Origin of the sequence: Streptococcus infantis, assembly GCF_047460825.1 — a bacterium.
Lineage (GTDB): Bacteria > Bacillota > Bacilli > Lactobacillales > Streptococcaceae > Streptococcus > Streptococcus infantis_V.
The window spans coordinates 1-26,065 of record NZ_JASHFO010000027.1 but is presented as its reverse complement, the minus strand read 5'-3'; the positions used below and the strand labels follow the sequence as shown (position 1 = coordinate 26,065).

Here is a 26,065-nt window from a genome sequence, read left to right as displayed (position 1 = left end):
ATAGGAAATATCCCTTTTTATTTTTCTCAAATTCAGATTTTTGGATAGATTAGTAGATGATGAGATAAACTATTTTTGAAAACAGAAAAAGACAAACGTCATTTTTGGCGTTTGTCTTCGTTCTGAAAGGAGAACTTAGGTTCTCCTTTTTTGCGCTCTTTTAAAGTTAAAGAGTACTGAGGGATAATTGGACAGAATCCAAAAAAAACAGTAAAATAGAGGAATACCAATCTAAATGAAATTTGAGTGATGAACGTGGAAAAAAGAGAGAATCCTACAAAAACAGCTATTTGCGGTATTATCAATGTCACCCCAGATTCTTTTTCTGACGGAGGCCAATTTTTTGCTATTGAAGAAGCCTTAAAACAAGCTAGAAAATTGATAGCTGAAGGTGCCACTATCTTAGATATCGGTGGAGAATCTACTCGACCTGGAAGTAGCTATGTTGAGATTGAAGAGGAAATCCAGCGTGTGGTTCCAGTCATTCAGGCTATTCGTCAAGAAAGTGATGTTCTGATTTCGGTCGATACTTGGAAAAGCCAAGTGGCAGAAGCAGCTTTAAATGCTGGTGCCAATATAGTCAATGACATTACGGGTCTCATGGGTGATGAGAAGATGGCAGAGGTGGTTGCTAAGGCTGGAGCTCAGGTAGTCATCATGTTTAATCCAGTCATGGCACGCCCTCAGCACCCTAGTTCACTTATCTTCCCTCATTTTGGATTTGGAGAGACTTTTACAAAGAAAGACTTAGCAGACTTTGAACAACTATCAGTAGAAGAATTGATGACAGCTTTCTTTGATCGTGCTCTAGTAAGAGCAGAAAAAGCAGGGATTTCGAAAGAAAACATTATGCTGGATCCAGGAATTGGCTTTGGTTTGACCAAAAAGGAAAATCTCATCCTCCTACGTGACCTTGATAAGCTTCACGAAATGGGCTATCCTATCTTTTTAGGAGTCTCTCGCAAGCGCTTTGTCATTAATATCCTTGAAGAAAATGGATTTGAAGTCAATCCAGATACTGAAGCAGGCTTCCGAAATCGTGATACGGCTTCGGCTCATGTGACTAGTATCGCTGCTAGACAAGGTGTGGAAGTGGTGCGCGTGCACGATGTAGCTAGCCACAAGATGGCAGTTGAAATTGCGTCTGCTGTCCGTCTAGCAGACCATGCGGAAAATTTAGATTTGAAACAATATAAGTAAGATGAATAAAAACGAAACCAATCAGTGGATTGCCCACTACCGGACAGACCAACCGCACTTTGGTTTGGAAAGAATGGTAGAGCTTTTAGCTTTACGAGGCAATCCCCATCTTAAGCTTAAGGTTATCCACATCGGTGGAACCAATGGCAAGGGCTCTACTATAGCCTTTTTGAAGAATATGCTGGAAAAGATGGGGCTAAGAGTTGGAGTTTTTAGCTCTCCCTATCTGATTCATTATACCGACCAGATTGCCATTAATGGGGAATCCATTCCAGAAGCGAAACTAGAAGCCCTCATGGCAGACTATCAGACTTTGCTGGAGGGGGAAGCGGCTGCCAATTTGCAAGGAACGACAGAATTCGAGATTATCACTGCCATAGCCTATGACTATTTTGCATTTGAACAAGTCGATGTGGCGATTATGGAAGTTGGTATGGGCGGACTTTTGGATAGCACTAATGTCTGTCAACCCATCCTAACAGGTATCACGACCATTGGGCTGGATCACGTAGCTTTACTTGGTGATACTTTGGAAGCCATAGCAGAGCAGAAAGCAGGGATTATCAAACAAGGAGTTCCTCTAGTGACTGGTCACATTGCCGCAGAAGCCTTGGCTGTGATTGACCAAATTGCAGAGGGAAAACAGGCTACTAGAATTGTTTATGGAAGAGATTATCAGGTAAGCCATCATGAAAGTATTGTCACTGGAGAGGCATTTGGCTATACAAGTGCTGTTAGACAAGGTCGCTTCCAGACAGGATTGCTGGGTTTGCACCAGATAGAGAATGCAGGGATGGCGCTAGCCTTGTTAGATAGCTATTGCCAAGCGACTGATCGAGAATTGCCAGATAATGCTTTAGTGGCTCAAGCTTTGGAAGAAACAAGATGGCCTGGACGCTTGGAAGTTGTTGCTAGAGAACCTTTGATGATTTTAGATGGGGCCCACAATCCTCATGCCATCAAGGCCTTGTTGGCTACCTTGAAAGAACGCTTTACGGACTATCAGAAGGAAATCCTCTTTACTTGTATCAAAACCAAGGCCTTGGAGGAAATGTTGGACTTGCTAGAAACCTTGCCCGATACTAAGATTACGCTAACTCATTTTGAGGATAGTCGGGCGACGGATGAAAAAGTCTTGAAAGAGATGTCTGATTCTAGAAATTTCAACTACCAAGATTGGCAAGAATTTCTAGACCAAAAATTATCAGAAAATGAAGAGAAAAAAACAGTTAGGATTATCACGGGTTCATTATACTTTTTAGCCCAAGTGAGAGCCTACCTAATAGAGAGGAAAAATTAGAATGGATACACAAAAGATTGAAGAAGCTGTAAAAATGATTATCGAGGCAGTTGGTGAGGATGCAAATCGCGAAGGCTTGCAGGAAACACCAGCCCGTGTCGCTCGTATGTACCAAGAGATTTTTTCAGGTCTTGGGCAAACTGCTGAAGAGCACCTGTCAAAATCTTTTGAGATTATCGATGACAATATGGTAGTGGAAAAGGATATCTTTTTCCATACCATGTGTGAACATCACTTCTTACCATTTTATGGTCGAGCTCACATTGCCTATATCCCAGATGGGCGTGTAGCAGGTTTATCAAAGTTAGCTCGTACTGTGGAAGTTTACTCTAAAAAGCCACAGATTCAAGAGCGTTTGAATATCGAAGTTGCTGATGCCTTGATGGAGTATTTGGGTGCTAAGGGAGCTTTTGTTGTCATTGAAGCAGAGCATATGTGTATGAGTATGCGTGGTGTTCGAAAACCAGGAACTGCGACCTTGACTACAGTAGCTCGTGGTCTATTTGAGACAGATAAGGATCTTCGGGATCAGGCTTATCGTCTGATGGGACTATAAAAAATCCGCGTCAAGCGGATTTTTCTAGAAAGGACTAGTTATGGATCAACTGCGAATTAAAGACCTAGAAATTTTCGCCTTTCATGGACTCTTTCCTAGTGAGAAGGAACTGGGGCAGAAGTTTGTCGTTTCAGCCACCCTATCCTATGATATGACCAAGGCTGCGACAGACTTGGATTTAACTGCTTCTGTCCATTACGGAGAACTTTGCCAGCAATGGACGACTTGGTTTCAGGAAGAAAGCGAAGACCTGATTGAAACAGTAGCCTACAAACTAGTAGAGCGTACTTTTGAGACCTACCCTATCGTTCAAGAGATTGAGCTGGAACTAAAAAAACCTTGGGCACCTATCCATCTTCCGCTGGATACTTGTTCAGTAACCATCCACCGTCGCAAACAGCGTGCCTTTATCGCTTTAGGAAGCAATATGGGGGATAAGATGACTAATCTCCAGCAAGCGATTGACAAAATGCAAGCTCGTGGCATCCACATTCTCAAAGAGTCTAGTGTGATTAGGACCGAACCTTGGGGTGGTGTGGAGCAGGATAGTTTTGCCAATCAAGTCATTGAAGTGGAAACCTGGTTGCCAGCTCCAATCTTGTTAGAAACCTTATTGGCTATTGAGGCAGAAATGGGACGGGTCAGAGAGGTGCATTGGGGACCTCGCTTGATTGACCTGGATTTGCTTTTTGTAGAGGACCAAGTCATCTATACAGACGACCTCATCTTGCCTCATCCTTATATTGCTGAGCGCCTCTTTGTTTTAGAGTCTTTACAGGAAATAGCTCCGCATTTTATTCATCCAACGCTGAAACAACCGATTTGCCACTTGTATCGTCAATTGGAGAAAGAAAATGCCTAAGTTTTCTGAAACTTATAGTAAATGGAGAAGTCTAGGGGAGGGAATGCTAGCTATTATCCTAGGTCTTCTCTTGATTTGTTTTGGGCAGATTGTACCGAGACTTGGTTATCAACTCTTGATGGGTTATTTTTCTTTGTCGGCTGTTTGGCATTTATTGACACGATGGTTTCAGGAAAAGTCCCGTAGAGAAAATATTTTTGTAACCATAGCCAAGCTCTTTCTTGCAGTCATCCTATTTGATTCAGTCATCCTGCAAGGGATAGCCCTCTATCTTCTTGTGATGATTATCGGAGGTTATCAACTGTTTACAGGTCTGATCAGTCTGATTACTTGGTTGATTTACCGAAATAATCATATCCATCCGAGGCTCAATTACTTATTTGATGCTTTGTGGATGATGGGATTTGGTCTCTATAGTATCTCTCCTTTTCATGATGCGACAAATTTTGAGTTGCTCCTGTTAGGCTTTTACTTAATCATGTTGGGAGCGAGTAGTGTCAGGGATGGTTTCTATTTTGAAAAAGGGAGAAGTAATCCCAAGCTGAAGCGCAGAATGAGAATGACACTGCCTATTTTTGTAACAGCTTTAATTCCTATTAGTACCTTACGTCGATTGAACAAATGGTTTTCTAATCATGGTTCTGAAGACGGAAAAGTACATTCAGAGAGAAAAAATGACCAGACAGTTGATTTGGAAATTTTTATCCATACTTCAGAATCCTCTTTCTTTTTAGCCATGGGGCATGTGGATATCTGCTATCAAGGTCAGGTTATTTCCTATGGTTCTTATAATCCTCACTCGGAGCGTTTATTTGGGATGATTGGGGATGGGGTTCTATTTAAGGCTAATCGAGAAAAGTATATCGAACTCTGTAAGAGAGAAAGTCAGAAAACTCTATTTGCCTATGGCTTAAGCTTGTCTGAGCAACAGAAAAAAGCTATAGAAGAACAAATGAGAGAAATTGAAGAACTCTTAATTCCTTGGGAACCAAGTTCTCAACTCATGAAAAGAAGAGAAGGGGAGATCAAGCATACCTACTCTTATCAGCTGAAACACGAGGCTGATGCCACTCTTTATAAGTTCAGTTCGTCCAAGTTTAAGACCTATTTTGTTCTCAGCACAAATTGTGTCTTATTGGCTGACTCTATCGTGGGTAAAGCTGGAACAGATATTCTCAGCCCCCAAGGATTTATCGTCCCAGGAACTTATCAGGATTATCTTGACTTAGAATACACCAAACCAAGTGGTATAGTAGTCAGTCGTTCCATTTATTAGCAAAAAGAAAACTCTAGTTTCCTAAGTAGATAGAGGAGACTAGAGTTTTTAAAATAGGTCATTTTCTTCTGGTAGGAGAATGGTTTCCTTCCCATCCATATCCATGACCAGAACTTTAGGTGGATAGAGTGGGTCGAAGGGATGATTGAAGTCGAAGTCAATCGTTGTTGGTAGATGTTGATTAGAAAAACGAAAAGTGATGGAGCCTTCATGATTCAAAAGTCGAAATTCCAATTCATCTTCTAGCTCAAAAACATGCTTTAAAAAATGATCGATTATATACCAGATTGAATCGATAACATCGTCGGGTAAATTGGTCACCACACCGAAACTGGCACATCGTCTATGAGAATCTGTAAAAGCCATCCCTATCTCCTGATTGATTTTCTTATTATCATACTGCAAACTGCTAGAAAAATCAAGAAAAGTCACCTACCTTTAAAAAGATGAGAATGATTTTGAAATTTTTTCAACGAATCTTCATCAAATGCTTGAAAATGCTTACAATTAGTGGTAAAATGAGAACAGTGGAATCATGAAAACAAAATTTTCAAAGTAGAAAGGAAACGGAATGAACACAGATGATACAGTAACAATTTATGATGTTGCCCGAGAAGCGGGAGTGTCAATGGCGACTGTCAGTCGTGTTGTCAATGGCAATAAGAATGTCAAGGAAAACACCCGTAAGAAAGTTCTAGAGGTCATTGATCGCCTTGACTACCGTCCTAACGCAGTAGCTCGTGGTCTAGCAAGTAAGAAAACTACAACAGTTGGAGTTGTTATTCCAGATATCACAAATACTTATTTCTCTACCCTTGCTAAAGGGATTGATGATATCGCGGAGATGTACAAATACAATATCGTCCTTGCCAATAGCGACGAGGATGATGAAAAGGAAGTATCTGTGGTCAATACTCTCTTTTCTAAACAGGTGGATGGCGTTATCTTCATGGGTTATCATTTAACTGAGAAGATTCGCTCAGAGTTTTCACGTTCACGCACACCTGTGGTTCTTGCAGGAACAGTGGATGTGGAACACCAACTTCCAAGTGTTAATATTGATTATAAACATGCTACGGTTGATGCAGTCCGTCATCTTTTGAAGCGAAACAAAAAAATTGCCTTCGTTAGTGGACCATTAGTGGATGATATTAATGGTAAGATTCGCTTGGCTGGTTACAAAGATGCTTTGAAAGAAGCGGGAATTAACTACAGTGAAGGCCTTGTTTTCGAATCAAAATACCGTTATGATGATGGTTATGCCTTGGCAGAACGTTTGATTTCTTCTAAAGCAACAGCGGCGATCGTAACGGGAGATGAACTGGCAGCAGGTGTGTTGAATGGACTTGCTGACAAGGGAGTTTCTGTACCAGAAGACTTTGAAATTATCACCAGTGATGATTCGCAAATCGCGCGTTACACTCGTCCAAACCTAACCACCATCGCGCAACCTTTGTATGACCTTGGTGCTATTAGTATGCGTATGTTGACGAAGATTATGCATAAGGAAGAGTTAGAAGAGCGTGAAGTTCTTTTGCCACATGGTTTGGTAGAACGTCATTCAACTCGTAAAGATTAACAAGAAGAGGTCGGGATAAAAATCCCGACCTCGCTTTTTAGTAGCAAAAACTTTTTGGTCAATAGTTCAAGCATCAAGTTGATGGTAGAAGGCTTGCGGGGGTGACTAGAAAACAAGACTTGATCTAGTAATTTCTATCTCACCGACTTTTTTATACTCAATGAAAATCAAAGAGCAAACTAGGAAACTAGCCGCAGGTTGCTCAAAGCACTGCTTTGAGGTTGTAGATGAAACTGACGAAGTCAGTAACCATACCTACGGCAAGGCGACGTTGACGTGGTTTGAATTTGATTTTCGAAGAGTATTATCCTTCCATATAGGCTCGTAATTCCTCTCCTCTGAGGCCAGCATTGATAGCAATGAGGAGTTTGAGACGGGCCTTTTGAGCGTTTAACTCTTTGACAAAGAAGACACCAGCATTTTGTAGACAAACGCCACCGCCTTCATAGGCATAGACAGGTTCAGCAATCCCGTTAAAACAACGAGAGACTAAGGCGATTGGAAGTCCTTCTTGGATAAGGTCGTTCAATTTTTGTGCTGTTTCCTTGGGAACATTTCCAGCACCGAAAGCCTGAATAATGAGTCCATCCAGTTGGTCAACAGGAAGCAAATCAAGTAGTTCTTCTGTCATACCAGCATAGACAGGGATAATAGGGACTAAGCCCTGAATTCTATCAAGGTCAAAACGAACACGGGGTTCAGCTGTTTTGAAGTAGAGAATCTCGTGTTTCATGATGAGCCCAAGAGGGCCGTGGGTTGGCGTTTGAAAGGTGCTAACATTTGTCGTGTGCGTCTTGGTCACATACTTAGCAGCGTGAATCTCGTCATTCATAACGACCAAGACACCCTTGTCAGCAGCTTTATCGTCACTCGCTACGCGAAGGGCACTGAGATAATTGTAGACGCCGTCGCTTCCAAGTTCGTTGGAACTACGCATGGCACCTGTTAGTACGATTGGTTTGTGAGGAACCTCCATAGTGTCAAGGAAATAGGCAGTTTCCTCCAAGGTATCTGTCCCATGTGTAATCACGAAACCGTCATAATGATCGGTCTCCTCTTTAATTTTTTGATAGAGGGCCAGCATATGCTTTGGTTTAATATGGGGACTTGGCAGGTTAAAAAAGTCGAGAGCGTGGACTTCAACTCCCTCAAGTGGATTGGATACATGATTCATAGGGTTGTCTTGACTAGTCACAACAGCGCCAGAGGCATCAGCTTGCATGGAAATAGTACCACCCGTATGTAAAACAAGGATTTTCTTAGGCATGATTTACTCACTCTTTCTGAAATGTGGTATAATCATTGTATCACAAAAAGGGGGAGATTGAGGTAGGATGGAAGTCAAAGCTGTTTTTTTTGATATCGATGGAACACTGGTCAACGATCGCAAGAGTGTTTTGAAATCCACTAAGGATGCGATTAAGATTGTGAAGGAACAGGGAGTGCTTGTTGGAGTAGCGACAGGGCGAGGACCTTTTTTTGTTAAGGATTTAATGGAAGATTTAGATCTGGATTTTGCTGTAACCTATAACGGCCAATATATCTTTAATAAAGACAGAGTCTTGTTTACAAGTCCTCTTTCCAAATCTCATTTACGGCAGTTGATAGCCTATGCCAAAAAGGAGGGCAAGGAAATTGCTTTGGGGACCAAGGATGCCATGCTGGGTTCAAAAATCATGTCTTTTGGTCTTGGTTCTTTTTCGCAAAGGGTGAGTCGTTTTGTTCCCTCTATGTTGACTCGTACAGTTAGTCATTCCTTTAATCGAATGGTGAGTAAGGTCGTTCCTCAGAAGGAAGAAGACTTGCTCCAGTTGATGAATCAGCCCATTTATCAAGTTTTGATGCTAATGACGCCAGAAGAATCTGAGAAAGCAGCAGCTGATTTTCAAGACTTGAAATTGACCCGTAGTAATCCTTTTGCAGCCGATGTCATTAACCAAGGAAATTCCAAGTTAGAAGGCATTCGCCGAGTCGGAAAAGAGTATGGTTTTGATCTCAATCAAGTCATGGCCTTTGGTGACTCGGACAATGACTTAGAGATGCTGGCGGGTGTTGGGATGTCAGTCGCTATGGGCAATGGTAGTAGCAGTGTCAAGGAAGTGGCGAAGCATATCACAACCAGCAACCAGCAAGATGGGATTCACAAGGCCTTGGAACACTTTGGTGTTTTGGCTTCAGAGAAAGTCTTTGTCAGCCGTGACTATCATTTCAATAAGGTCAAAACCTTCCACCACATGATGGATGAACGAACTCAAGAAGAGCCACAAGCTTGGGATTTAGAAGGTGCCACCCATAGAGCGGGATTTAAGATAGAAGAACTGGTCGAATTTGTTCGAGCTGCTAGCTCTTCTGAAGAAGATTTCGAACGGGCAGTTGGACAGTTACACCAAGCATTGGATCAAGCAGCAGAGAAAGTTGCTAAGAAAACACCTGCTAAGCAAGATTTGGTAGGGCAAGTAGATGCCTTAATTGATACCTTGTATTTTACCTATGGTAGCTTTGTTTTGATGGGAGTGGATCCAGAACGGATTTTTGATATTGTCCATCAAGCCAATATGGGTAAAATGTTTCCCGATGGAAAAGCTCATTTTGACCCAGTTACTCACAAAATCCTAAAACCAGATGACTGGGAGGAGAGATATGCTCCAGAACCAGCCATTAAAAAGGAGATTGAGCGTCAGATAAAGGCCTATGAACGCCACAAGGAAAGAGCCGATAAGAAATAGTCGATAGAAAAGGAAGCCTTGAATGCTGTTTTGATTTCCTGGCTCCAACTACTGTATCAGCAATTTATGAAAAAAATGAGGTTAGGAGAAAGATCCCAACCTCATTTCTTTTTTATTACAAAGTTTTGTCCTTATCTCTAACGACGAGAAGGTCAACGCTGGTATGGCGTAGGATATATTCTGATGAAGAACCAACTAGCAGGCGCTCGAAAGCATTGAGCCCTGTTGCTCCAACCAAAATCAAATCAACCTTTTCTTTGTCTGGAATTGCTTTAGCTAAGAGAGTTTTAGGGTTACCCATCTCAATAACAACTTTTATGTCTGTGAGACCAGCATCTCTTGCACGCTTTTCATATTCTGCCATCAAATCGTTGGCCTCTACTTGCAATTCTTCGTAAACTTCGGCATCAAATGTTGAGATGCTTTGAAGAGCACGTGTGTCAATGACATGAGCAATAGTTAGTTTTGCTTGGTTACGCAGTGCTGAATGAACTCCTTTGATGAAAGCCAAGTCAGCTTCCTTAGAACCGTCAACTGCTACCATAATATTTTCATAACGTTGTGTCATAGCAAAAACCTCCTCATTCTTATTACCTTCATTGTAATCCTTTTCACTAAAAAAGTAAAGTAAAAAACGATAGGAAAGATAGGTGCTTTTTGACTTTGACTTGGAGTTTGTTATAATAAAAATAGAAAAGCTAAGAGGAAAAGATATGACAAAAATCGCAGTATTATCAGATATACATGGCAATACGACAGCTTTGGAGGCTGTTCTGACAGATGCGCAGAAGGCGGAGGTTGATGAGTATTGGCTTTTGGGAGATATCCTCATGCCTGGAACAGGACGAAAAAATATTCTCCAGAGCTTGGACACTTTACCCATCACCCTTAGAGTTTTGGGAAATTGGGAGGAGAGCTTATGGCGCGCCTGCCATCGTCAGTTAGATGAAAGTAGACCCAGTCATCGTTATCTCTTACGCCAGTGTCAGTATATTATGGAAGAACTCAGTATTGAGGAGATTGAAGCACTGCAGGACTATCCCTTGCAAGTGCACCGCCAGTTTGGAGATTTGAAGCTAGGGATTAGCCACCACTTGCCTGATAAAAATTGGGGAAGAGAGCTGATCCATCTTGGGAAGCAAGAGGACTTTGACCGTCTTGTCACCAATCCAGACTGTGATATTGCCATTTACGGGCATATCCATCAACAGTTTCTTCGTTATGGTAGTGGTGGACAGCTTATCCTGAATCCAGGTTCCATTGGGCAACCCTTCTTTTTATCTGAGAATTTACGCAAGGACATGCGTGCTCAATACATGATCTTAGAATTTGATGAAAAAGGCTTGAAAAATATCGATTTTCGTCGGGTAGATTATGATATTGAGGCAGAATTGCAGCTAGCCAAAGACTTAAATTTACCCTACTACCAAGTTTATTATGAAAGCTTGGTTAATGGGGTTCACCATACTCATAATCAAGAATTACTTCATGAAATTGCCCAAAGTCAAGGGCATGATGCAGAACTAGATGACTGGCTGAGTGGTAACTCTTGACATTACAACTACAAGAGATATAATAAATATAAGTAAAAAACGAGCTAGTCTAATAGAAAAAGGAGAATCTTATGCAAATTTCAAGTCGATTTACCATCGCGACCCATATGTTGATTATCATAGCTTTGAAAGGGAAAGAAAGTAAGGTGACTAGTGATTTTCTTGCTAGTAGCGTTGGAGTCAATCCTGTCATTATCCGTAAGACCTTATCTCAACTGAAAAAGGCAGAGTTGATCTCAGTTGCGCGTGGAACTGGTGGCGCAGAGATTATCAAAGACCTAGAGGATATCAGTCTTTTAGATGTTTACCAAGCAGTTGAATGTCTAGGAAAGACAGGTCAACTCTTTAGTCTTCATGACAATCCCAATCCAGCCTGTCCAGTTGGTGCAAATATCCATGGGATTTTAGACGAGAAATTACAAAAGATTCAGCTAGCCATGGAGCAGGAACTGAACCAAACCAGTCTTGCCCAAGTAGTGGCAGATGCAGAAGCAAGGATAGAGAAATAAGAGCTTCTAGAAAGAGGCAGAACGTAGACCTACCCTATCAGTAATAAAAAAATTGCCCTTATAGAGGTTGGATACTATATAGTAAAAACTCTTAGAAATGCTGACATAATGCTATTTTTAAGAGTTTTTTATTTTCTCTAGTAAAAAAAGAGATTGAAGCAACTTGATCAAAATGAATCTTTTCTTTAATCTGAAGAGTTGAGGTATAAACATAATTTTAGTAGAATATTGAATATAAATCTTTCTACAATAAAACGCATATTATCAAGTTTTTTAAACATCTGATAATATGCGTTTTTCTGATTTTAAAGACTTTTATCCCAGCTTTTTTTTACATGTCTTTATACTAAGGTGATAGATTTATAGAGTCCTTGCTTTTATTGTTCCTTTCTTGACTTGAGGAAGCTACCAAGGCCAAGGAGAGCTAGGAGACTGATTCCTGCAAACAGGAGTTTGTGATCGTTTTTGGTTCCTGTATTTGGAAGTTCAGCTTGTTTAGCTAGGGGAGCAGGTATAGTTTCCTTGTTAGAGTTGTCTACCGATTCGTTTTGAACCGCTTCTTTTACAGATGATGCTTGTGCTTCTTGTGATGGTTTTTCAGCTTGTGAATCAGTTGTAGCTTGGCTAGGTTTATGATCCGCATCCGCTACTTTTGCATCTGGTTTTGTAGAATCAGGTTTAGTTTGTGGAGCTGGATTTTGATGTCCCGGTTTGACGACTCGGTTTGGAGTATGGTCTTGGTCGTTATTTTGACCTTGCTCTTGTTTTAAGCTAGAAAGATCAAATTCTGGTTTTTCTTCCACAGCTGGGGCAACGATGGCACCGCCTTGAGCGATTCGAAGAACAGTAGCTGTAAGGGCATTTAATTTCAAGCCTTTTTCAGTCCATTCCAGTCCTTGAGGGTTGGCAATTCCTACTGGTCCTGCTTGGTTTTCATCTGCTAAAACTTCAGCATTTCTTAGATGTGCAAAGGCAGTTCCCAAGTTAAATTCACGAGCTTTTTCGTCCGCATTGACAAAGACTGCGTAGATATCTCCATTTGGAGCAGTGATTTGGTAGCCAATCACTACATCTTCTTTTTCCACACCATTTTGGCCTGGGACGGTGATGAGTTGGACACGGTCTTTGATATCTTGAAGACTCTTGAGTCGGAAGGCGTCTGTAGATTGACGAAGTGCAATTAAACCTTTCATGTAGTCACGGCTCTTGACATTTTCAGGATAAGCTTTTCCATCAGTTGCCTTGGTCCAATCAAACTTGTTGACAGCATCACTAGAGTCATAAGAATCATGGATGAAGTAAGGATAGTCAAATGGGTTACCGTCCTTATCACGCAACAAGTGAGATTTATTTGGTACCTTATCTTCTGAAACTGTAGTCTTGTAGGCTGGGTCACGGAATTGTTTGGTACGTCCGTATTCCTGACCAGAGTGAATAAATGGAGTTCCTTGAGCTGTCAAGACCATGAGATTTCCGAGGCGCAAACGACGATGGATTTCCGCATAGTTTTCAGCCTTGCTTGGGTCTTTTTTGATTGATTGGGCAATGATGTCAAAGAGGGTCAAGTTATCATGGGCTGCGATGTATTGGATGACATCTCCAGGACTGTCTGCTACAAAGTTGGTTGGTTGAGCAATCAGATTTTTAAAGATGGTATTGATATCGCGTTTTCCACCTGTGATAAAGGCAGGTTGACCTTCATTTGGATAACCAGACTTGAGGTTGTTACGGATGTCATCTGAAAAGACAGCGACAGTATCGGTATGTTTCATCCAATCTTGGTCAGCAGGCTGTGTTGGCATATTTTCATCACCAGAATAGGTTCTCCAACCTTCACCAAGCATGATGAGATTTGGATTGAGGGCGCGTGCAGCCTTGTAAGCTTCTTCGACGGAAGCTGCATCATGATCTCCCATCATATCGAAACGGAAACCATCTACTTTATAGGTTTCAACTAGATACTTGATAGAGTCTACCATGACGCGTTTAGACATGTAGTGGGTTGTTCCTAGACGACCACCACCAAAGCTAGTACGAGGTGTTCCGTCTGCATCCATGAAGTGGTAGTAGTTTGGCTCGAGGTCTTCAAAGATATCGACATTGGCAGTATGGTTGTAAACGACATCTAAGATAGCACCCATGCCACGTTTATGGATTTCGTTGACAAGGTTCTTAAATTCTGCGATACGTTTTTCTGGGTTCTTAGGATCACTTGAGTACATACCAGTCAAGGAGAAGTAGTTTTGCGGGTCATAACCCCAGTTGTAGTTGCTATCGCTTGAAGCATAGTCGGACAAGCGTTCTTGGTTCTTCAATTCATTGACATAATAGTAAGACAAGACGGGGAGGAGCTGGATGTGGGTCACGCCCAAGTCTTTGAGATAGTCTAGCCTTTCGATAAAGGCTTCAAAAGTACCAAATGGCTTAGTCAAATCTTTTGCGATAGCAGGATCTGAGGTAAAGTCACGAACGTGAGCCTCGTAGATAACAGCATCTTCACGAGATTTGAAGTTGTGAATCTTACCATAAGTCAGGTCTTGAGGTCCAAGTTTTGCTGGATCCACAAAAGCAGCTTTAGCAACCTTATGGGCAGCATCTGTTTTAGCTAGATCGCTGTTCCAAGCTGCCAGAGATTTAGCGTAAGGATCAAGTACGAGGACAGTCTTGCCTTGGCGCTCGATTTGGTAGTGATAGTAGTAGCCAGTATATTTACTAATACCAAGTCCTGAGTTCTCATCCAGGGTCTGTTTCCAAGTTCCTTTTTCTCCTTTTTCAAGAGCGACGGTTCCAACCACTTTTTCAGGATCTTTCTTATCGTAGATGACAACAGAAACTTTATCAGCACTTGGAGACCAGAGAGTCAGATCAACACGTTTGCCATCTTCTTTAAGGTTAGCACCAAGAGGGCCATCGTAACTGTAAGTCTCATCTTTGAGACGCCAGCTAGAACGAGTTGTAAAATGGTCTGAATCATAGGTGACTGTATATGGGTTTTGAGTGTCAGAGAAATCACCGATGTAGGTTACTTTCTTACCTGCTTCATCAACTGTAACATCTGTGATTGTCACTTTATTGCCTAGGTGGTCTGTGATCGTTGAGCGTTTGAGAATGTCTTCTTTTTTTGCACCAACCAAGGTAGAAAAACTAGTTTCAATACGGGACTTAGCCACATGTTGGGCGCCAGTCATACGAATGTCGTGTACATAGTAAGGGTTGGTGTAGATTGTTTCGTTATCATCCTTAAGGAAGATTTGACTGTGGTTTTTCAGGTCAGTAAATTTATAATCTTCTTTTCTGATTTTCACATCATCGCCTTTCTTGCTCTCATCTAATAGTAAAAATCCAAATTCTCTGGCGGCTTCATTGAGCGGAATGTCGATGTAGCGTCCGTGTTTTCCACTTGCAGTAAAGTCTGTACCGTCAGGCCATTCACCATTGCTTGGAGTCTTCACATCTCCCCAGTACCAGAGAGATTTCTTGTCATAGTTGCCATCGGTGCGGAAATAGTTGACGCGGATTGTTCCCGCAGGCTGAGGTTGGTAGTTGTGGACCTTGTAGTCCTCATCAAGCCAAGCTTCATTCATCTTTGGAGAGAGGCGCTCTACCGAACGGTCTCCAGTAAGGTTGTCACCTTTGGTGTTGTTAATGAGGAAACTGATTTTCTTAGCTTGTTCATTTTTTAGTTTGACATCAAGGTAGTAGCCGTAGTCGTCTTTCTTAGCATCCTTGAAGGACTGGGCACCATTTGGCCAGTTCTCAGATGGTTTTTCGACATCATCCCAAGTCCAAAGACCTTGCGAATCTTGGTTTTCTTGGGGAAGTTTTTTGACGTGGATACGGAAGTAGTTGTCTTTGATTGGATTTTCAGATACAGTGTCTGCTGGCGAAGCTTTCTCAGTAGCTAGACTTGATACTTCTGTTTTCTCGTCTTTATTGTTTGGAAGGCTTGCACTAGTCTCGGTTGTAGCTGTTTCAGAAACGGCTACCGGCTCAGATGTTTTAGATTCTAGGGAAGCGTTTGCATCTTTTGGGACCAAAATAGGCGTTTTTTCCTCAGCTTGGCTGGTTTCTGTAGTAGCTGGGCCTAAACTAATAGCGCTTACATTTTCTTGTGTGCCAAGACTAGTTTCAGCTGCAGATACAGAAGGTGCTGTTAAGGCAAGGAGGATAAAGCTTGCTCCAATAAGGACAGAGCCAGTTCCGTTTTTCAGAGAACGGATACTGTAAACCATTTTTTTATCTGGTTGAGATGACGTGTTTTTCATAGACACTCTCCTATCATTTATTTCTATCCTAGTATAGCATGGAGTAAAATTTTATGCAATCGTTTTCTTTTGTTTTGTAGATGAGAAATTAGACTAGGTGAAAAATCATCCTCCATTAAAATAAAAGCCCCTGTTTGTTGATAGTCTACTGAAGAAATATCGTAGCCTAGGTATAAACATTGAAATTGACCAACTAATCAGTAGATCTTGCTATATTCTAGCCAAGCAAGGAAAAGTCTTTTGTTAGACAAAAATATATATGCTTGCGTAGTTAAATAAAATCTGAACAAATTTACTAGAGAAGTTAAGTCAATTTCTAGCAATTTTTTAGAATTCACAATGAGTAGTATATTGAATCTAGAATAGTACGCTACGAATTCTAAAACATTCTAGAAATAAGTTTGACTTTCCTAATCTATTTGTTCCTATCTTATTTCAATCCACAATATTGTAAATGAGCTGAAATTTATCAATAAGTGCGAATCCATTGTTGAAAGTAATACTCAATGAAAATCAAAGAGCAAACTAGGAAACTAGCCGCAGGTTGTTCAAAACACTGTTTTGAGGTTGTGGATAAAACTGACAAAGTCAGCTCAAAGCACTGCTTTGAGGTTGCAGATGGACGTTGACGCGGTTTGAAGAAGTATAAAAACGCATAATATCAAGTTTTTAAGATGCCTGATATTATACGTTTATATCTGTTTTAGCCTGCTTGTTTGGTCATAAAACAGAGGCTATTTTTAAAGTTTACCAATGGAAAGAGTATTGAGTTCATTGACGACTTGTAGATTAGCCATGCGACCCATATGTTGATTATCATAGCCTTGAAAGGGAAAGAAAGTAAGGTGACTAGTGATTTTCTTGCTAGCAGCGTTGGAGTCAATCCTGTCATTATCCGTAAGACCTTATCTCAACTGAAAAAGGCAGAGTTGATCTCAGTTGCGCGTGGAACTGGTGGCGCAGAGATTATCAAAGACCTAGAGGATATCAGTCTTTTAGATGTTTACCAAGCAGTTGAGTGTCTAGGAAAGACAGGTCAACTCTTTAGTTTTCATGATAATCCCAATCCAGCCTGCCCAGTTGGTGCAAATATCCATGGGGTTTTAGATGAAAAATTACAAAAGATTCAGCTAGCCATGGAGCAGGAACTGAGTCAAACCAGTCTTGCCCAAGTAGTGGCAGATGCAGAAGCAAGGATAGAGAAATAGAAACTATACATGTAGCAGAAAGAGTCTTTTCGGTTTAAAGCACTGAATTCCTTTTTTAAAAAATCAAAATAGTAAAAAGAGAAGAGACCAGAACTCCAATTATCGGAATTCTGGTCTCTTCTCTTTTATAGGATATAGAAATTGTTCTCTAAGATTCGGATGATTAAGCGACTCTAATTTTCAATATTTTTTAAAGATCACCAATCGAAATGGTGTTCAGTTCGTTAATCACTTGAAGCTGGGCCATACGTCCGATATTGATTAGTTTCGGATGCTTTAAACCTTCGATATCAAAGTTAGTCAGAATGGCATCATATCCAGCCTCCATAATTTCATCAACATTCAATGTAGCCTTGTCCCAAGTTTCAAACTGGATATTTTTAGAAGTGTAGTATTTATAGAGAGAGATGAGAGCGTGAGGATGAGCAAAGTCAAACTCACTCAAAACGAGGACACGGACCTTATTCTGAGATTCTAACAGTTGTTCCATCAAATCTGAAGCGTGGGTCAAGAGGGTGTAAACCAGATGGACGACAGCATGCGCCTGTTCTTTTTGTCCCAAGCTAGACTTATAACGCATCATTTCGAAAACAGCTGCTTCGTAAAATTCAGGGAAGAATTTCTTGATTTTATTGAGCATATAGGATTTATTATGAGAAATGATGGATTCTGAGTTGATCTCTTGACGTTCAAGAAGAGCGGTATTGTGCAAGTGCCAAACTAGCTCGTCAGTATTTGTGAAGTGAATCCCGAATTCACGAGTCAAGTTATCGAGGACATCTCGAGCAGCGTGGTAAGAGTGATCAACCTGTTTGTCTTCTGAACGGGCAGCTAGAAATTCTTCAACAATAAAGAAGATTCCTTTTTGAGTATATGAATCAAAGATTTGTTCTAAGGTATGACGGTTAACCTCGATATTCAGACGCTTAGCCAATGGTTCGAGTTGATCTTGGAACTCCGACAGTTGATCATATAAAGGAAGATCATTTGTAGAATCACTCATTGTTTGGATGGTAGCGCCAATCTTAAATCGGTGCAAATTAACAGCTATTTGTGTTTCTAGCTGCAACAAGTTAGCATAGTTGGCAGGAAATCCTGTCATTTTAAGAAAGAAAGCAACAAATTCTTCAATGTCTTTCTTAGAATCAGTAAATGGCCATTTGAAGTAACCATAGGCTTCATGGAAATACTGGGCGAAGAAGAAGCGGATGTCCTTTTCGTCTCCAATGATAGAGATTGGAGTGACCTTGAGTTTGAAGCGGTATTTATTTTGTAAGGTATGATTGATCTCAGCGACTTTTTTGCGAAGTGCAGGTAGTGAGACATCAAGGTTTTGAGCTAAATGTTCATAGGTAAATGGTTCTTCTAATAAAAAGAATGCTCTCAAAACTTGGAAGTTAGAAGAATCTTGTAAAATGTGGCGGTAAATTCGTTCAATACCCAAGTTTTTAGGGTTGGCCAGTCTGATACCAGCTGTTGAAGATTGGATTTCGAAGCAAGAGAGGACTTCGCGCATCTCCTTGATATCGCTTTTAATGATACGGGTGTTGATATCTAGGTCTTCTGCTAGGGGATCTAGGTGGATCCAGTCTGGATTTTCAAATAAATATTCTAAAATTCTTAATTGCCTTTGTTCTTTTTGAGTTAATAGGGCTCTCATAAATTATTCCTCCTGTAATAAAATCGATTATAACAAACAAAAATTATATTTTTAGGGATGTTAGTTATTATATCACAAGTAAATCAAAAAAACAAAGAATATGCCTACATTTATTATATTGTATTTTAAAAGAAAAATCATCATTTTAGAATTTTATTGTATAAAAAGAATTTTTTACATATATAGTTCAAAATGATTGACTAAAATGAAGCTATGTTTTATAATTTAATTTGTATGTTAAAGACATGCTATTATTTTTAAAATTAGGAGAAAAGATTCATGTATTTTAATCGCAAAAATGCAGAACAAAAGAATTGGCGTATGATCAAAAAAGGAAAACATTTCCTTTTCGGTTGTTCGCTTGTTTTTGCGGTTGGGGCAGCATTAGTAGCTCCATCAGTTAAAGCAGATGCAGTAGACGCTAAGCCAGAAGCTAGCTCTACAACAGAGGGGATTAAGCCAGTTGCAGCTGAAGAGAATGCAACTTATGCAGCACCAGCTGTAGAAGTAGCTCCATCAACACCAGTGGCTCCAGCTACAGTAAAGGCTGAGGAAAAAACTGAAAAAACAGCTACAACTACTGAAAATTCTAAGGAAGAAGCAGTAGCAACAACTGATAAAGTTGAAAAAGCTAAGGAAGCTGATAGCATCCAAACTCCAGAAGTGACTGTGGTATACGATCCATCAGCACTTACTGATGAAGAAAAAGCAAAAGTTGTAGCAGCTGTTAAGGCAGCTAACTCTGCAGCGACTGATATTCAAGTCCAAGCAGACGGATCAGTAGTTGTTACTTTTGCAGATGGTTCAAGTGCACGCTTGTCAGCAGCTCAAACTATTAAAGATGGTTCTCAAGTAGCTAAACCACGTAGAGCACGTGCGGCAGTGGCAGCTCCAGTCATCACTTCAAACCTTGATGGAAAAGGAAGTTCTGCAACGGATGTAACTGTCCAAGCACCAGCAGGTTCAACTGTTAAACTCTACAATACTGATGGTGTTGTTATCGGTGAAGCAGTGGCAAATGCTCAAGGTGTAGCTACAGTTACGCCAACAAACAGCCTTCCTGTAGGCGAAATCACAGCTACAGCTACACCTGCAGGCGGAAGCGAGTCTCCTAAGAGTGCGCCTGTAACAGCGACACGACCAACATTGACAACTGTAGAAGGTGGAATTAGTGGTGATGCATATACTAAACTTTTAATTTCTAAATCACATATTACAGTGTATCCTGGTGACGAAGTTAGTGTAGATGTAATTGCTGCTGCTTCTGCTATTTCACAATTTTATTCTACGAATCCTAATGCTGTATACGGACTATTCCCGCAGGGGAATTATTTTGCCAAAACAGGTACTGAGACGTTCAAGGAAGTTAGAAATAAATTTGGTGGTACTGTACATGAGCAACAGCCAGCAGGTGATTTCGTTGTTCCTTTCGTTCTAAGAAATAAAAATGGGAAAGTAGTAACAAGAAATCTTAAGATTACAGTTATTGAAACTGCTAAAAAGTATGAACCTGTTGCAGGTGAAAAAGTCGAAGTTACTGATCCTAACAATGTTAGTGAAGAAGAGAAAAAGAAAATTATTGCAGCAGTTAAAGCAGTTAACACAAATCTACCAGCGAATTCTACATATAGTGTAGATGAAAAAGGGAACCTAGTAATTACTTATCCTGATAAGTCTACAGATAAGATTTCTGCTGTATATTTAGTTACACCAGCAGCTAAGGACGCTGAGAAATACACACCAGTAGCTAAGGCACAAACAGTAGCTCCAGGTTCAACACCAGAGGCTAAGAACTCAATTGGTAACGTTGCAGATCTTCCAAGTGGCACAACATACGAGTTCAAGACACCAGTAAATACAGCTACAGAAGGTGAAAAAGACGCAACAGTAGTAGTGACCTACCCAGACAAAACTAAGGACGAAGTACCAGTTAAGGTAACTGTTAAAGACCCACGTAGCGATGCTGAAAAGAATGAACCAACAGCTAAGGCTCAAACAGTGACTCCAGGTTCAACACCAAATGCACAAGATTCAATTGGTAACGTTGCAGATCTTCCAAGTGGCACAACATACGAGTTCAAGACACCAGTAAATACAGCTACAGAAGGTGAAAAAGACGCAACAGTAGTAGTGACCTACCCAGACAAAACTAAGGACGAAGTACCAGTTAAGGTAACTGTTAAAGACCCACGTAGCGATGCTGAAAAGAATGAACCAACAGCTAAGGCTCAAACAGTGACTCCAGGTTCAACACCAAATGCACAAGATTCAATTGGTAACGTTGCAGATCTTCCAAGTGGCACAACATACGAGTTCAAGACACCAGTAAATACAGCTACAGAAGGTGAAAAAGACGCAACAGTAGTAGTGACCTACCCAGACAAAACTAAGGACGAAGTACCAGTTAAGGTAACTGTTAAAGACCCACGTAGCGATGCTGAAAAGAATGAACCAACAGCTAAGGCTCAAACAGTGACTCCAGGTTCAACACCAAACGCTCAAGATTCAATTGGTAACGTATCAGATCTTCCAAGTGGAACAACTTTCGCGTTCAAGACACCAGTAGATACTGCTACAGAAGGTGAAAAAGACGCGACAGTAGTAGTGACCTACCCAGACAAAACTAAGGACGAAGTACCAGTTAAGGTAACTGTTAAAGACCCACGTAGCGATGCTGAAAAGAATGAACCAACAGCTAAGGCGCAAACAGTAACACTAGGTTCAACACCAAATGCACAAGATTCAATTGGTAACGTATCAGACCTTCCAAGTGGCACAACATACGAGTTCAAGACACCAGTAGATACTGCTACAGAAGGTGAAAAAGACGCAACAGTAGTTGTGACATACCCAGACGGAACTAAAGATGAAGTTCCAGTTAAGGTTACTGTTAAAGATTCGAGTGCACTAACTCAACCAGAAATCACAACAGATCTTACAGGTAAGGCAGGTACTAAGACTCCAGTTGAGGTAACAGCAGACCCAGGATCTAAGGTTGAATTGTACGATAAAGACGGCAACAAGATTGGTGAAGCAACAGCAGGAGAAGATGGCAAAGCAACGATTACACCAACAGTAGATATTCCAGAAGGTCAGGTAAAGCGGGCACTAAGACTCCAGTTGAAGTAACAGCGGAACCAAATACTAAGGTAGAACTGTTCGATAAAGATGGCTACAAGATTGGTGAAGGTGTAACAGGAGAAGATGGTAAAGTAACGATCACACCAACTGTTGATATTGCAGAAGGCGACGTAACAGCTAAAGCAACAAACAATGCAGGTAAAGTTTCAGAAGCTAGTGATCCGGCTAAAGCAACAGCTATTAAAGATCCAGCTACCCCAGCTACTCCAACTCAACCAGAAATCACAACAGACCTTACAGGTAAAGCGGGTACTAAGACTCCGGTTGAGGTAACAGCAGACCCAGGGTCTAAGGTTGAATTGTACGATAAAGACGGCAACAAGATTGGTGAAGCAACAGCAGGAGAAGATGGCAAAGCAACGATTACACCAACAGTAGATATTCCAGAAGGTAATGTGACTGTTGTGTCAAGCAAAGATGGTCAAACGCCTGAAGCGAGCGATCCAGTTCAAGCTACAGCAGCGACCCCAGAAACTTCAGCTAAACCAAGTAAACCAGTTGTTACAACAGATCTTACAGGCAAAGCAGGCACTAAGACTCCAGTTGAAGTAACAGCAGACCCAGGTACTAAAGTAGAACTGTTCGACAAGGATGGCAATAAGATTGGTGAAGGTGTAACGGGAGAAGATGGCAAAGCGAGCATCACTCCAACAGTTGAAATCCCAGCAGGTCCAGTTACTGCTAAAGCAAGCAAAGATGGTAAGACATCAGATGAAAGTACGCCAAAAGTAGCAACTAAAGATCCAGCAATCACCCCAGTAGTGAACCCATCAGCTCTTACAGATGCCGAAAAAGCTAAGGTAGCAGAAGAAGTTAAGAAAGCTAACCCAACAGCAAGTAAGGTAGAAGTAGGCAACGATGGTACAGCAACAGTAACCTTCCCAGATGGTTCAGTAGCAGTCTTGACACCAGAGAAGACAGTGAAAGAAGCTGATTCAAATGGCGTTAAGACTCCAGCAATCACCCCAGTAGTGAACCCATCAGCTCTTACAGATGCCGAAAAAGCTAAGGTGGCTGACGAAGTTAAGAAAGCTAACCCAACAGCAAGCAAGGTAGAAGTAGGCAACGATGGTACAGCGACAGTAACCTTCCCAGATGGTTCAGTAGCAGTCTTGACACCAGAGAAGACAGTGAAAGAAGCTGATTCAAATGGCGTTAAGACCCCAGCAATCACCCCAGTAGTAAACCCATCAGCTCTTACAGATGCCGAAAAAGCTAAGGTAGCAGACGAAGTTAAGAAAGCTAACCCAACAGCAAGCAAGGTAGAAGTAGGCAACGATGGAACAGCGACAGTAACCTTCCCAGATGGTTCAGTAGCAGTCTTGACACCAGAGAAGACAGTGAAAGAAGCTGATTCAAATGGCGTTAAGACCCCAGCTGTAACTCCAGTAGTGAACCCATCATCTCTTACAGATGCAGAAAAAGCTAAGGTAGCTGACGAAGTTAAGAAAGCTAACCCAACAGCAAGCAAGGTAGAAGTAGGCAACGATGGTACAGCGACAGTAACCTTCCCAGATGGTTCAGTAGCAGTCTTGACACCAGAGAAGACAGTGAAAGAAGCTGATTCAAATGGCGTTAAGACACCAGCTGTAACTCCAGTAGTGAACCCATCATCTCTTACAGATGCTGAAAAAGTTAAAGTAGCAGATGAAGTTAAGAAGGCTAACCCAACAGCAAGCAAGGTAGAAGTAGGCAACGATGGTACAGCAACAGTAACCTTCCCAGATGGTTCAGTAGCAGTACTTACCTCTGAAAATGTTGTTAAAGAAGCAACTAAAGAATCACCTGCTCAAGAACCAGCTAAGAAAGCAGGAGCGAAAGAATTGCCAAACACTGGTACTAAACAATCTAACGCTTCACTTGCTCTAGCACTTCTTGCAGCAGCGACAGGAGGACTCCTCATCGCTAAAAAACGTGAGGAAGAAGAGTAAATAAAAAGCTCAAATAAAGCAAAACTGAGAATGATTATTCTTTGAGACTGCTAGAAAAACCGTAAGAAGAAATTCTTATGGTTTTTTGATTTTAAGGCTAGTTTTACTATTATTTGAAGTCAGATAAATAAAATTTTTTCCTGATAACGATATCTCGGAAAAATTGCAGAATGTAAATTAGTCAACAATTTATTAATACTATAGTGGATTGAAATAAGATGTGAACAAAGAGATTAGGAAAGTCAAATTAATTTATAGAAACGTTTTAGAATCCTTGTCGTACTATTCTAGGTTCAATCCACTGTAGTTGTATAGTTCTATCAGAAACAATCAAGAACACTAAATTAAATCTGAGTAAGGCATAGAACAAGAAAACGGATATTTAACTCAGATAGCCTTACATAAGGGTTTAAACCGCCAAAATAGAAAATATAAACAGTTAGAAAATTTAGAAGGTAATCAAGATTGAGAATGAAACTGACTTGTAACTAAAGTTAACCTCAAAAATAATAGAATAATCAAAAAATAAATGATGAGTATAACCTAAACTAATAAATGGGTAATACTAAATATTAGCAACAAATCTAATGATAAATACTTCTCTACTAATTAGAGGTAAGTTAGATATAGTTTCTGATTTGAGTGAGAGTATTTCACGAGGTTATGAAAAAAATAAGTGGATTACTTGAATGACTGAACATAATGTAAAATAACAAGTAAAAAATAGAACTATAAAACTTGAAATATCACTAGTTTGATTCGTATAGAGAGCCAGTAAAGGAATCACAATTCCATACCAGATTGGTAAAAACTTTAAATAAAAACTAAAATATGGTAAAATAACGATTAAATAAAATTTTTAGGAGACATTTATGAAGACAAAAACACTTGCACAAGTTGATGGAATTATTGGGATCATTGCAGGAGCTCTTTTGGCAATTTTACCAGTTGTTATAGTTATGATTGCGGCTATTTCTGAAAATGAAGATTTTGCAGGAGTTGTTTTGGGAATTGTTTTCCTTGTTTTTACTTTAGTAAAAATCGCAACTCTAATCCTAGGAATTCTCACTCTTGTCTACTACAAGGATGACAAGCGTATCTCACTTGCTCCATCTATCTTATTTATCGTTGGATCGGTAGTATCATTGATTCCGTTCTTGGGATGGATCGGTGGAATTATTCTCATCATTGGTGGAGCGCTATACTTGTCAAGCTTAAAACATTTCCAAATCGAAGGATAATTCTATACTAAAAGAGAAGAGACAAGAAGTCGCTTCTCTTTTTTGATTGATTTTGACTAGCTTTTTTGTGAAAAATTGTGTAAAATAGAATAGATAAACGAGGGAAACCTCGGAAAATAAAAGGAGTATCCATCAAATGGTAAAATTGGTTTTTGCTCGCCACGGTGAGTCTGAATGGAACAAAGCTAACCTTTTCACTGGTTGGGCTGATGTTGATTTGTCTGAAAAAGGAACACAACAAGCGATTGACGCTGGTAAATTGATCAAGGAAGCTGGTATCGAGTTTGATCAAGCTTACACTTCAGTATTGAAACGTGCAATCAAAACAACTAACTTGGCTCTTGAAGCATCTGACCAATTGTGGGTTCCAGTTGAAAAATCATGGCGCTTGAACGAACGTCACTACGGTGGTTTGACTGGTAAAAACAAAGCTGAAGCAGCTGAACAATTTGGTGATGAACAAGTTCACATCTGGCGTCGTTCATACGATGTATTGCCTCCAGCAATGGATCGCGACGATGAGCACTCAGCTCACACTGACCGTCGTTACGCTTCACTTGACGACTCAGTTATCCCAGATGCTGAAAACTTGAAAGTTACTTTGGAACGTGCCCTTCCATTCTGGGAAGATAAAATCGCTCCAGCTCTTAAAGATGGTAAAAATGTATTCGTAGGAGCACACGGTAACTCAATCCGTGCCCTTGTGAAACACATCAAACAATTGTCAGATGACGAAATCATGGATGTAGAAATCCCTAACTTCCCACCATTGGTATTCGAATTTGACGAAAAATTGAACGTAGTTTCTGAATACTACCTTGGTAAATAAGTATCATGAAGCCTAGGATGACTCCTAGGCTTTTCAATTTCTAAATAATTCGGTACGTTATTGAAAGAAAGCCCTATTTGATAATTTTACAGTGAAAGATTTGCTAAATTCCCAAACTAACTTCCATCGCCAATAAAAGTGGAAGTTAGTCTGATAAAAATCGTAAAAACCAGTGGAAATCCGTGTCAGGGTAAGTTCCACTGGTTTTACTAATGTTTGATTTCATCAT

Annotated in this window: 20 protein-coding genes; 15 read left to right on the top strand and 5 right to left on the bottom strand. The window is 40.5% G+C overall.

Translation table 11 applies throughout. From position 1 onward, the window contains the following. The first annotated feature begins 249 nt into the window (after positions 1–249). Genes folP through QM911_RS08030 form a run of 5 tightly spaced genes read left to right on the top strand, consistent with a single transcriptional unit; the run spans position 250 to position 5,194 of the window. Positions 250–1,200, top strand: coding sequence for a dihydropteroate synthase (gene folP / locus QM911_RS08050; protein WP_414313666.1), 951 nt, complete (start codon positions 250–252; stop codon positions 1,198–1,200). A 1-nt stretch (position 1,201) separates the two neighbouring features. Beyond that, positions 1,202–2,500 carry a bifunctional folylpolyglutamate synthase/dihydrofolate synthase gene (locus QM911_RS08045; protein ID WP_414313665.1) on the top strand — a complete coding sequence of 433 codons (1,299 nt, stop codon included), beginning with the start codon at positions 1,202–1,204 and terminating at the stop codon, positions 2,498–2,500. Between the two features lies 1 nt (position 2,501). Continuing rightward, on the top strand, positions 2,502–3,056 hold the full coding sequence (folE, locus tag QM911_RS08040) for a GTP cyclohydrolase I FolE (RefSeq protein ID WP_000380927.1): 555 nt from the start codon (positions 2,502–2,504) through the stop codon (positions 3,054–3,056). A 40-nt stretch (positions 3,057–3,096) separates the two neighbouring features. Beyond that, positions 3,097–3,918 carry a 2-amino-4-hydroxy-6-hydroxymethyldihydropteridine diphosphokinase gene (folK, locus tag QM911_RS08035; RefSeq protein WP_045762648.1) on the top strand — a complete coding sequence of 274 codons (822 nt, stop codon included), beginning with the start codon at positions 3,097–3,099 and terminating at the stop codon, positions 3,916–3,918. Next, entirely contained in the window at positions 3,911–5,194 is a 1,284-nt protein-coding gene (locus QM911_RS08030) for a DUF308 domain-containing protein (protein ID WP_414313664.1), read from the top strand. Before folK ends, QM911_RS08030 begins: the two co-directional genes overlap by 8 nt. A gap of 48 nt (positions 5,195–5,242) precedes the next feature. Here QM911_RS08030 and QM911_RS08025 read toward each other — a convergent pair whose 3' ends face one another. Next, a complete protein-coding gene (locus tag QM911_RS08025) occupies positions 5,243–5,560 on the bottom strand; it encodes a DUF960 domain-containing protein (RefSeq protein WP_414313663.1) in 318 nt (105 codons plus the stop codon). Between the two features lie 205 nt (positions 5,561–5,765). Between QM911_RS08025 and ccpA the strand changes: the two genes are divergently transcribed. After that, entirely contained in the window at positions 5,766–6,773 is a 1,008-nt protein-coding gene (ccpA, locus tag QM911_RS08020; protein WP_301559553.1) for a catabolite control protein A, read from the top strand. A gap of 304 nt (positions 6,774–7,077) precedes the next feature. Here the strand turns inward: ccpA and QM911_RS08015 are convergent, their stop codons facing one another. Continuing rightward, positions 7,078–8,040: an asparaginase gene (locus tag QM911_RS08015; protein ID WP_414313662.1), complete on the bottom strand. Its 963-nt coding sequence runs from the start codon at positions 8,038–8,040 to the stop codon at positions 7,078–7,080. A 67-nt stretch (positions 8,041–8,107) separates the two neighbouring features. Between QM911_RS08015 and QM911_RS08010 the strand changes: the two genes are divergently transcribed. Next, positions 8,108–9,499: a Cof-type HAD-IIB family hydrolase gene (locus QM911_RS08010; protein ID WP_414313661.1), complete on the top strand. Its 1,392-nt coding sequence runs from the start codon at positions 8,108–8,110 to the stop codon at positions 9,497–9,499. Positions 9,500–9,614: 115 nt separating this feature from the next. Here QM911_RS08010 and QM911_RS08005 read toward each other — a convergent pair whose 3' ends face one another. Next, positions 9,615–10,067 (bottom strand): universal stress protein, encoded by a 453-nt coding sequence (locus tag QM911_RS08005; RefSeq protein WP_414313660.1) that lies wholly within the window; start codon positions 10,065–10,067, stop codon positions 9,615–9,617. 145 nt (positions 10,068–10,212) lie between these two features. Here QM911_RS08005 and QM911_RS08000 point away from each other — a divergent pair, with 145 nt between their 5' ends. Together QM911_RS08000 and QM911_RS07995 are read left to right on the top strand one after the other, a co-directional pair. Continuing rightward, positions 10,213–11,052 (top strand): metallophosphoesterase family protein, encoded by an 840-nt coding sequence (locus QM911_RS08000; RefSeq protein WP_414313659.1) that lies wholly within the window; start codon positions 10,213–10,215, stop codon positions 11,050–11,052. Between the two features lie 71 nt (positions 11,053–11,123). Next, the gene (locus QM911_RS07995) at positions 11,124–11,561 is read left to right on the top strand and encodes an Rrf2 family transcriptional regulator (RefSeq protein WP_414313658.1); all 438 of its coding nucleotides are present in this window, start codon (positions 11,124–11,126) and stop codon (positions 11,559–11,561) included. Between the two features lie 377 nt (positions 11,562–11,938). On the opposite strand, the gene QM911_RS07990 is transcribed toward QM911_RS07995, so the two are convergent. Then, positions 11,939–15,826, bottom strand: coding sequence for a pullulanase (locus tag QM911_RS07990; RefSeq protein ID WP_414313657.1), 3,888 nt, complete (start codon positions 15,824–15,826; stop codon positions 11,939–11,941). Positions 15,827–16,332: 506 nt separating this feature from the next. Here QM911_RS07990 and QM911_RS07985 point away from each other — a divergent pair. Beyond that, positions 16,333–16,455: a hypothetical protein gene (locus tag QM911_RS07985; RefSeq protein WP_049549051.1), complete on the top strand. Its 123-nt coding sequence runs from the start codon at positions 16,333–16,335 to the stop codon at positions 16,453–16,455. Positions 16,456–16,632: 177 nt separating this feature from the next. Next, positions 16,633–17,034, top strand: coding sequence for an Rrf2 family transcriptional regulator (locus tag QM911_RS07980; protein WP_414313656.1), 402 nt, complete (start codon positions 16,633–16,635; stop codon positions 17,032–17,034). Between the two features lie 190 nt (positions 17,035–17,224). On the opposite strand, the gene QM911_RS07975 is transcribed toward QM911_RS07980, so the two are convergent. Beyond that, positions 17,225–18,694, bottom strand: a complete 1,470-nt coding sequence (locus tag QM911_RS07975; protein ID WP_414313655.1) for a M protein trans-acting positive regulator PRD domain-containing protein — start codon at positions 18,692–18,694, stop codon at positions 17,225–17,227. Positions 18,695–18,973: 279 nt separating this feature from the next. Between QM911_RS07975 and QM911_RS07970 the strand changes: the two genes are divergently transcribed. The 4 genes from QM911_RS07970 to QM911_RS07955 all read left to right on the top strand — a co-directional run bounded on the left by QM911_RS07970 (position 18,974) and on the right by QM911_RS07955 (position 25,836). Further along, on the top strand, positions 18,974–21,823 hold the full coding sequence (locus QM911_RS07970; RefSeq protein ID WP_414313654.1) for a Rib/alpha-like domain-containing protein: 2,850 nt from the start codon (positions 18,974–18,976) through the stop codon (positions 21,821–21,823). Positions 21,824–22,134: 311 nt separating this feature from the next. Then, positions 22,135–23,766: an LPXTG cell wall anchor domain-containing protein gene (locus tag QM911_RS07965; protein WP_414313653.1), complete on the top strand. Its 1,632-nt coding sequence runs from the start codon at positions 22,135–22,137 to the stop codon at positions 23,764–23,766. A gap of 872 nt (positions 23,767–24,638) precedes the next feature. Then, a complete protein-coding gene (locus QM911_RS07960) occupies positions 24,639–25,007 on the top strand; it encodes a hypothetical protein (protein ID WP_414313652.1) in 369 nt (122 codons plus the stop codon). Positions 25,008–25,143: 136 nt separating this feature from the next. Continuing rightward, the gene (locus tag QM911_RS07955; RefSeq protein ID WP_000240128.1) at positions 25,144–25,836 is read left to right on the top strand and encodes a phosphoglycerate mutase; all 693 of its coding nucleotides are present in this window, start codon (positions 25,144–25,146) and stop codon (positions 25,834–25,836) included. Positions 25,837–26,065 lie beyond the last annotated feature (229 nt).

What these genes read in the sequence shown, in the direction of transcription:
- folP (WP_414313666.1), top strand. Translation starts at nt 250, where the DNA reads ATGAACGTGGAAAAAAGAGAGAATCCTACAAAAACAGCTATTTGCGGT.
- QM911_RS08045 (WP_414313665.1), top strand. Translation starts at nt 1,202, where the DNA reads ATGAATAAAAACGAAACCAATCAGTGGATTGCCCACTACCGGACAGAC.
- folE (WP_000380927.1), top strand. Translation starts at nt 2,502, where the DNA reads ATGGATACACAAAAGATTGAAGAAGCTGTAAAAATGATTATCGAGGCA.
- folK (WP_045762648.1), top strand. Translation starts at nt 3,097, where the DNA reads ATGGATCAACTGCGAATTAAAGACCTAGAAATTTTCGCCTTTCATGGA.
- QM911_RS08030 (WP_414313664.1), top strand. Translation starts at nt 3,911, where the DNA reads ATGCCTAAGTTTTCTGAAACTTATAGTAAATGGAGAAGTCTAGGGGAG.
- QM911_RS08025 (WP_414313663.1), bottom strand. Translation starts at nt 5,560, where the DNA reads ATGGCTTTTACAGATTCTCATAGACGATGTGCCAGTTTCGGTGTGGTG.
- ccpA (WP_301559553.1), top strand. Translation starts at nt 5,766, where the DNA reads ATGAACACAGATGATACAGTAACAATTTATGATGTTGCCCGAGAAGCG.
- QM911_RS08015 (WP_414313662.1), bottom strand. Translation starts at nt 8,040, where the DNA reads ATGCCTAAGAAAATCCTTGTTTTACATACGGGTGGTACTATTTCCATG.
- QM911_RS08010 (WP_414313661.1), top strand. Translation starts at nt 8,108, where the DNA reads ATGGAAGTCAAAGCTGTTTTTTTTGATATCGATGGAACACTGGTCAAC.
- QM911_RS08005 (WP_414313660.1), bottom strand. Translation starts at nt 10,067, where the DNA reads ATGACACAACGTTATGAAAATATTATGGTAGCAGTTGACGGTTCTAAG.
- QM911_RS08000 (WP_414313659.1), top strand. Translation starts at nt 10,213, where the DNA reads ATGACAAAAATCGCAGTATTATCAGATATACATGGCAATACGACAGCT.
- QM911_RS07995 (WP_414313658.1), top strand. Translation starts at nt 11,124, where the DNA reads ATGCAAATTTCAAGTCGATTTACCATCGCGACCCATATGTTGATTATC.
- QM911_RS07990 (WP_414313657.1), bottom strand. Translation starts at nt 15,826, where the DNA reads ATGAAAAACACGTCATCTCAACCAGATAAAAAAATGGTTTACAGTATC.
- QM911_RS07985 (WP_049549051.1), top strand. Translation starts at nt 16,333, where the DNA reads ATGAAAATCAAAGAGCAAACTAGGAAACTAGCCGCAGGTTGTTCAAAA.
- QM911_RS07980 (WP_414313656.1), top strand. Translation starts at nt 16,633, where the DNA reads ATGTTGATTATCATAGCCTTGAAAGGGAAAGAAAGTAAGGTGACTAGT.
- QM911_RS07975 (WP_414313655.1), bottom strand. Translation starts at nt 18,694, where the DNA reads ATGAGAGCCCTATTAACTCAAAAAGAACAAAGGCAATTAAGAATTTTA.
- QM911_RS07970 (WP_414313654.1), top strand. Translation starts at nt 18,974, where the DNA reads ATGTATTTTAATCGCAAAAATGCAGAACAAAAGAATTGGCGTATGATC.
- QM911_RS07960 (WP_414313652.1), top strand. Translation starts at nt 24,639, where the DNA reads ATGAAGACAAAAACACTTGCACAAGTTGATGGAATTATTGGGATCATT.
- QM911_RS07955 (WP_000240128.1), top strand. Translation starts at nt 25,144, where the DNA reads ATGGTAAAATTGGTTTTTGCTCGCCACGGTGAGTCTGAATGGAACAAA.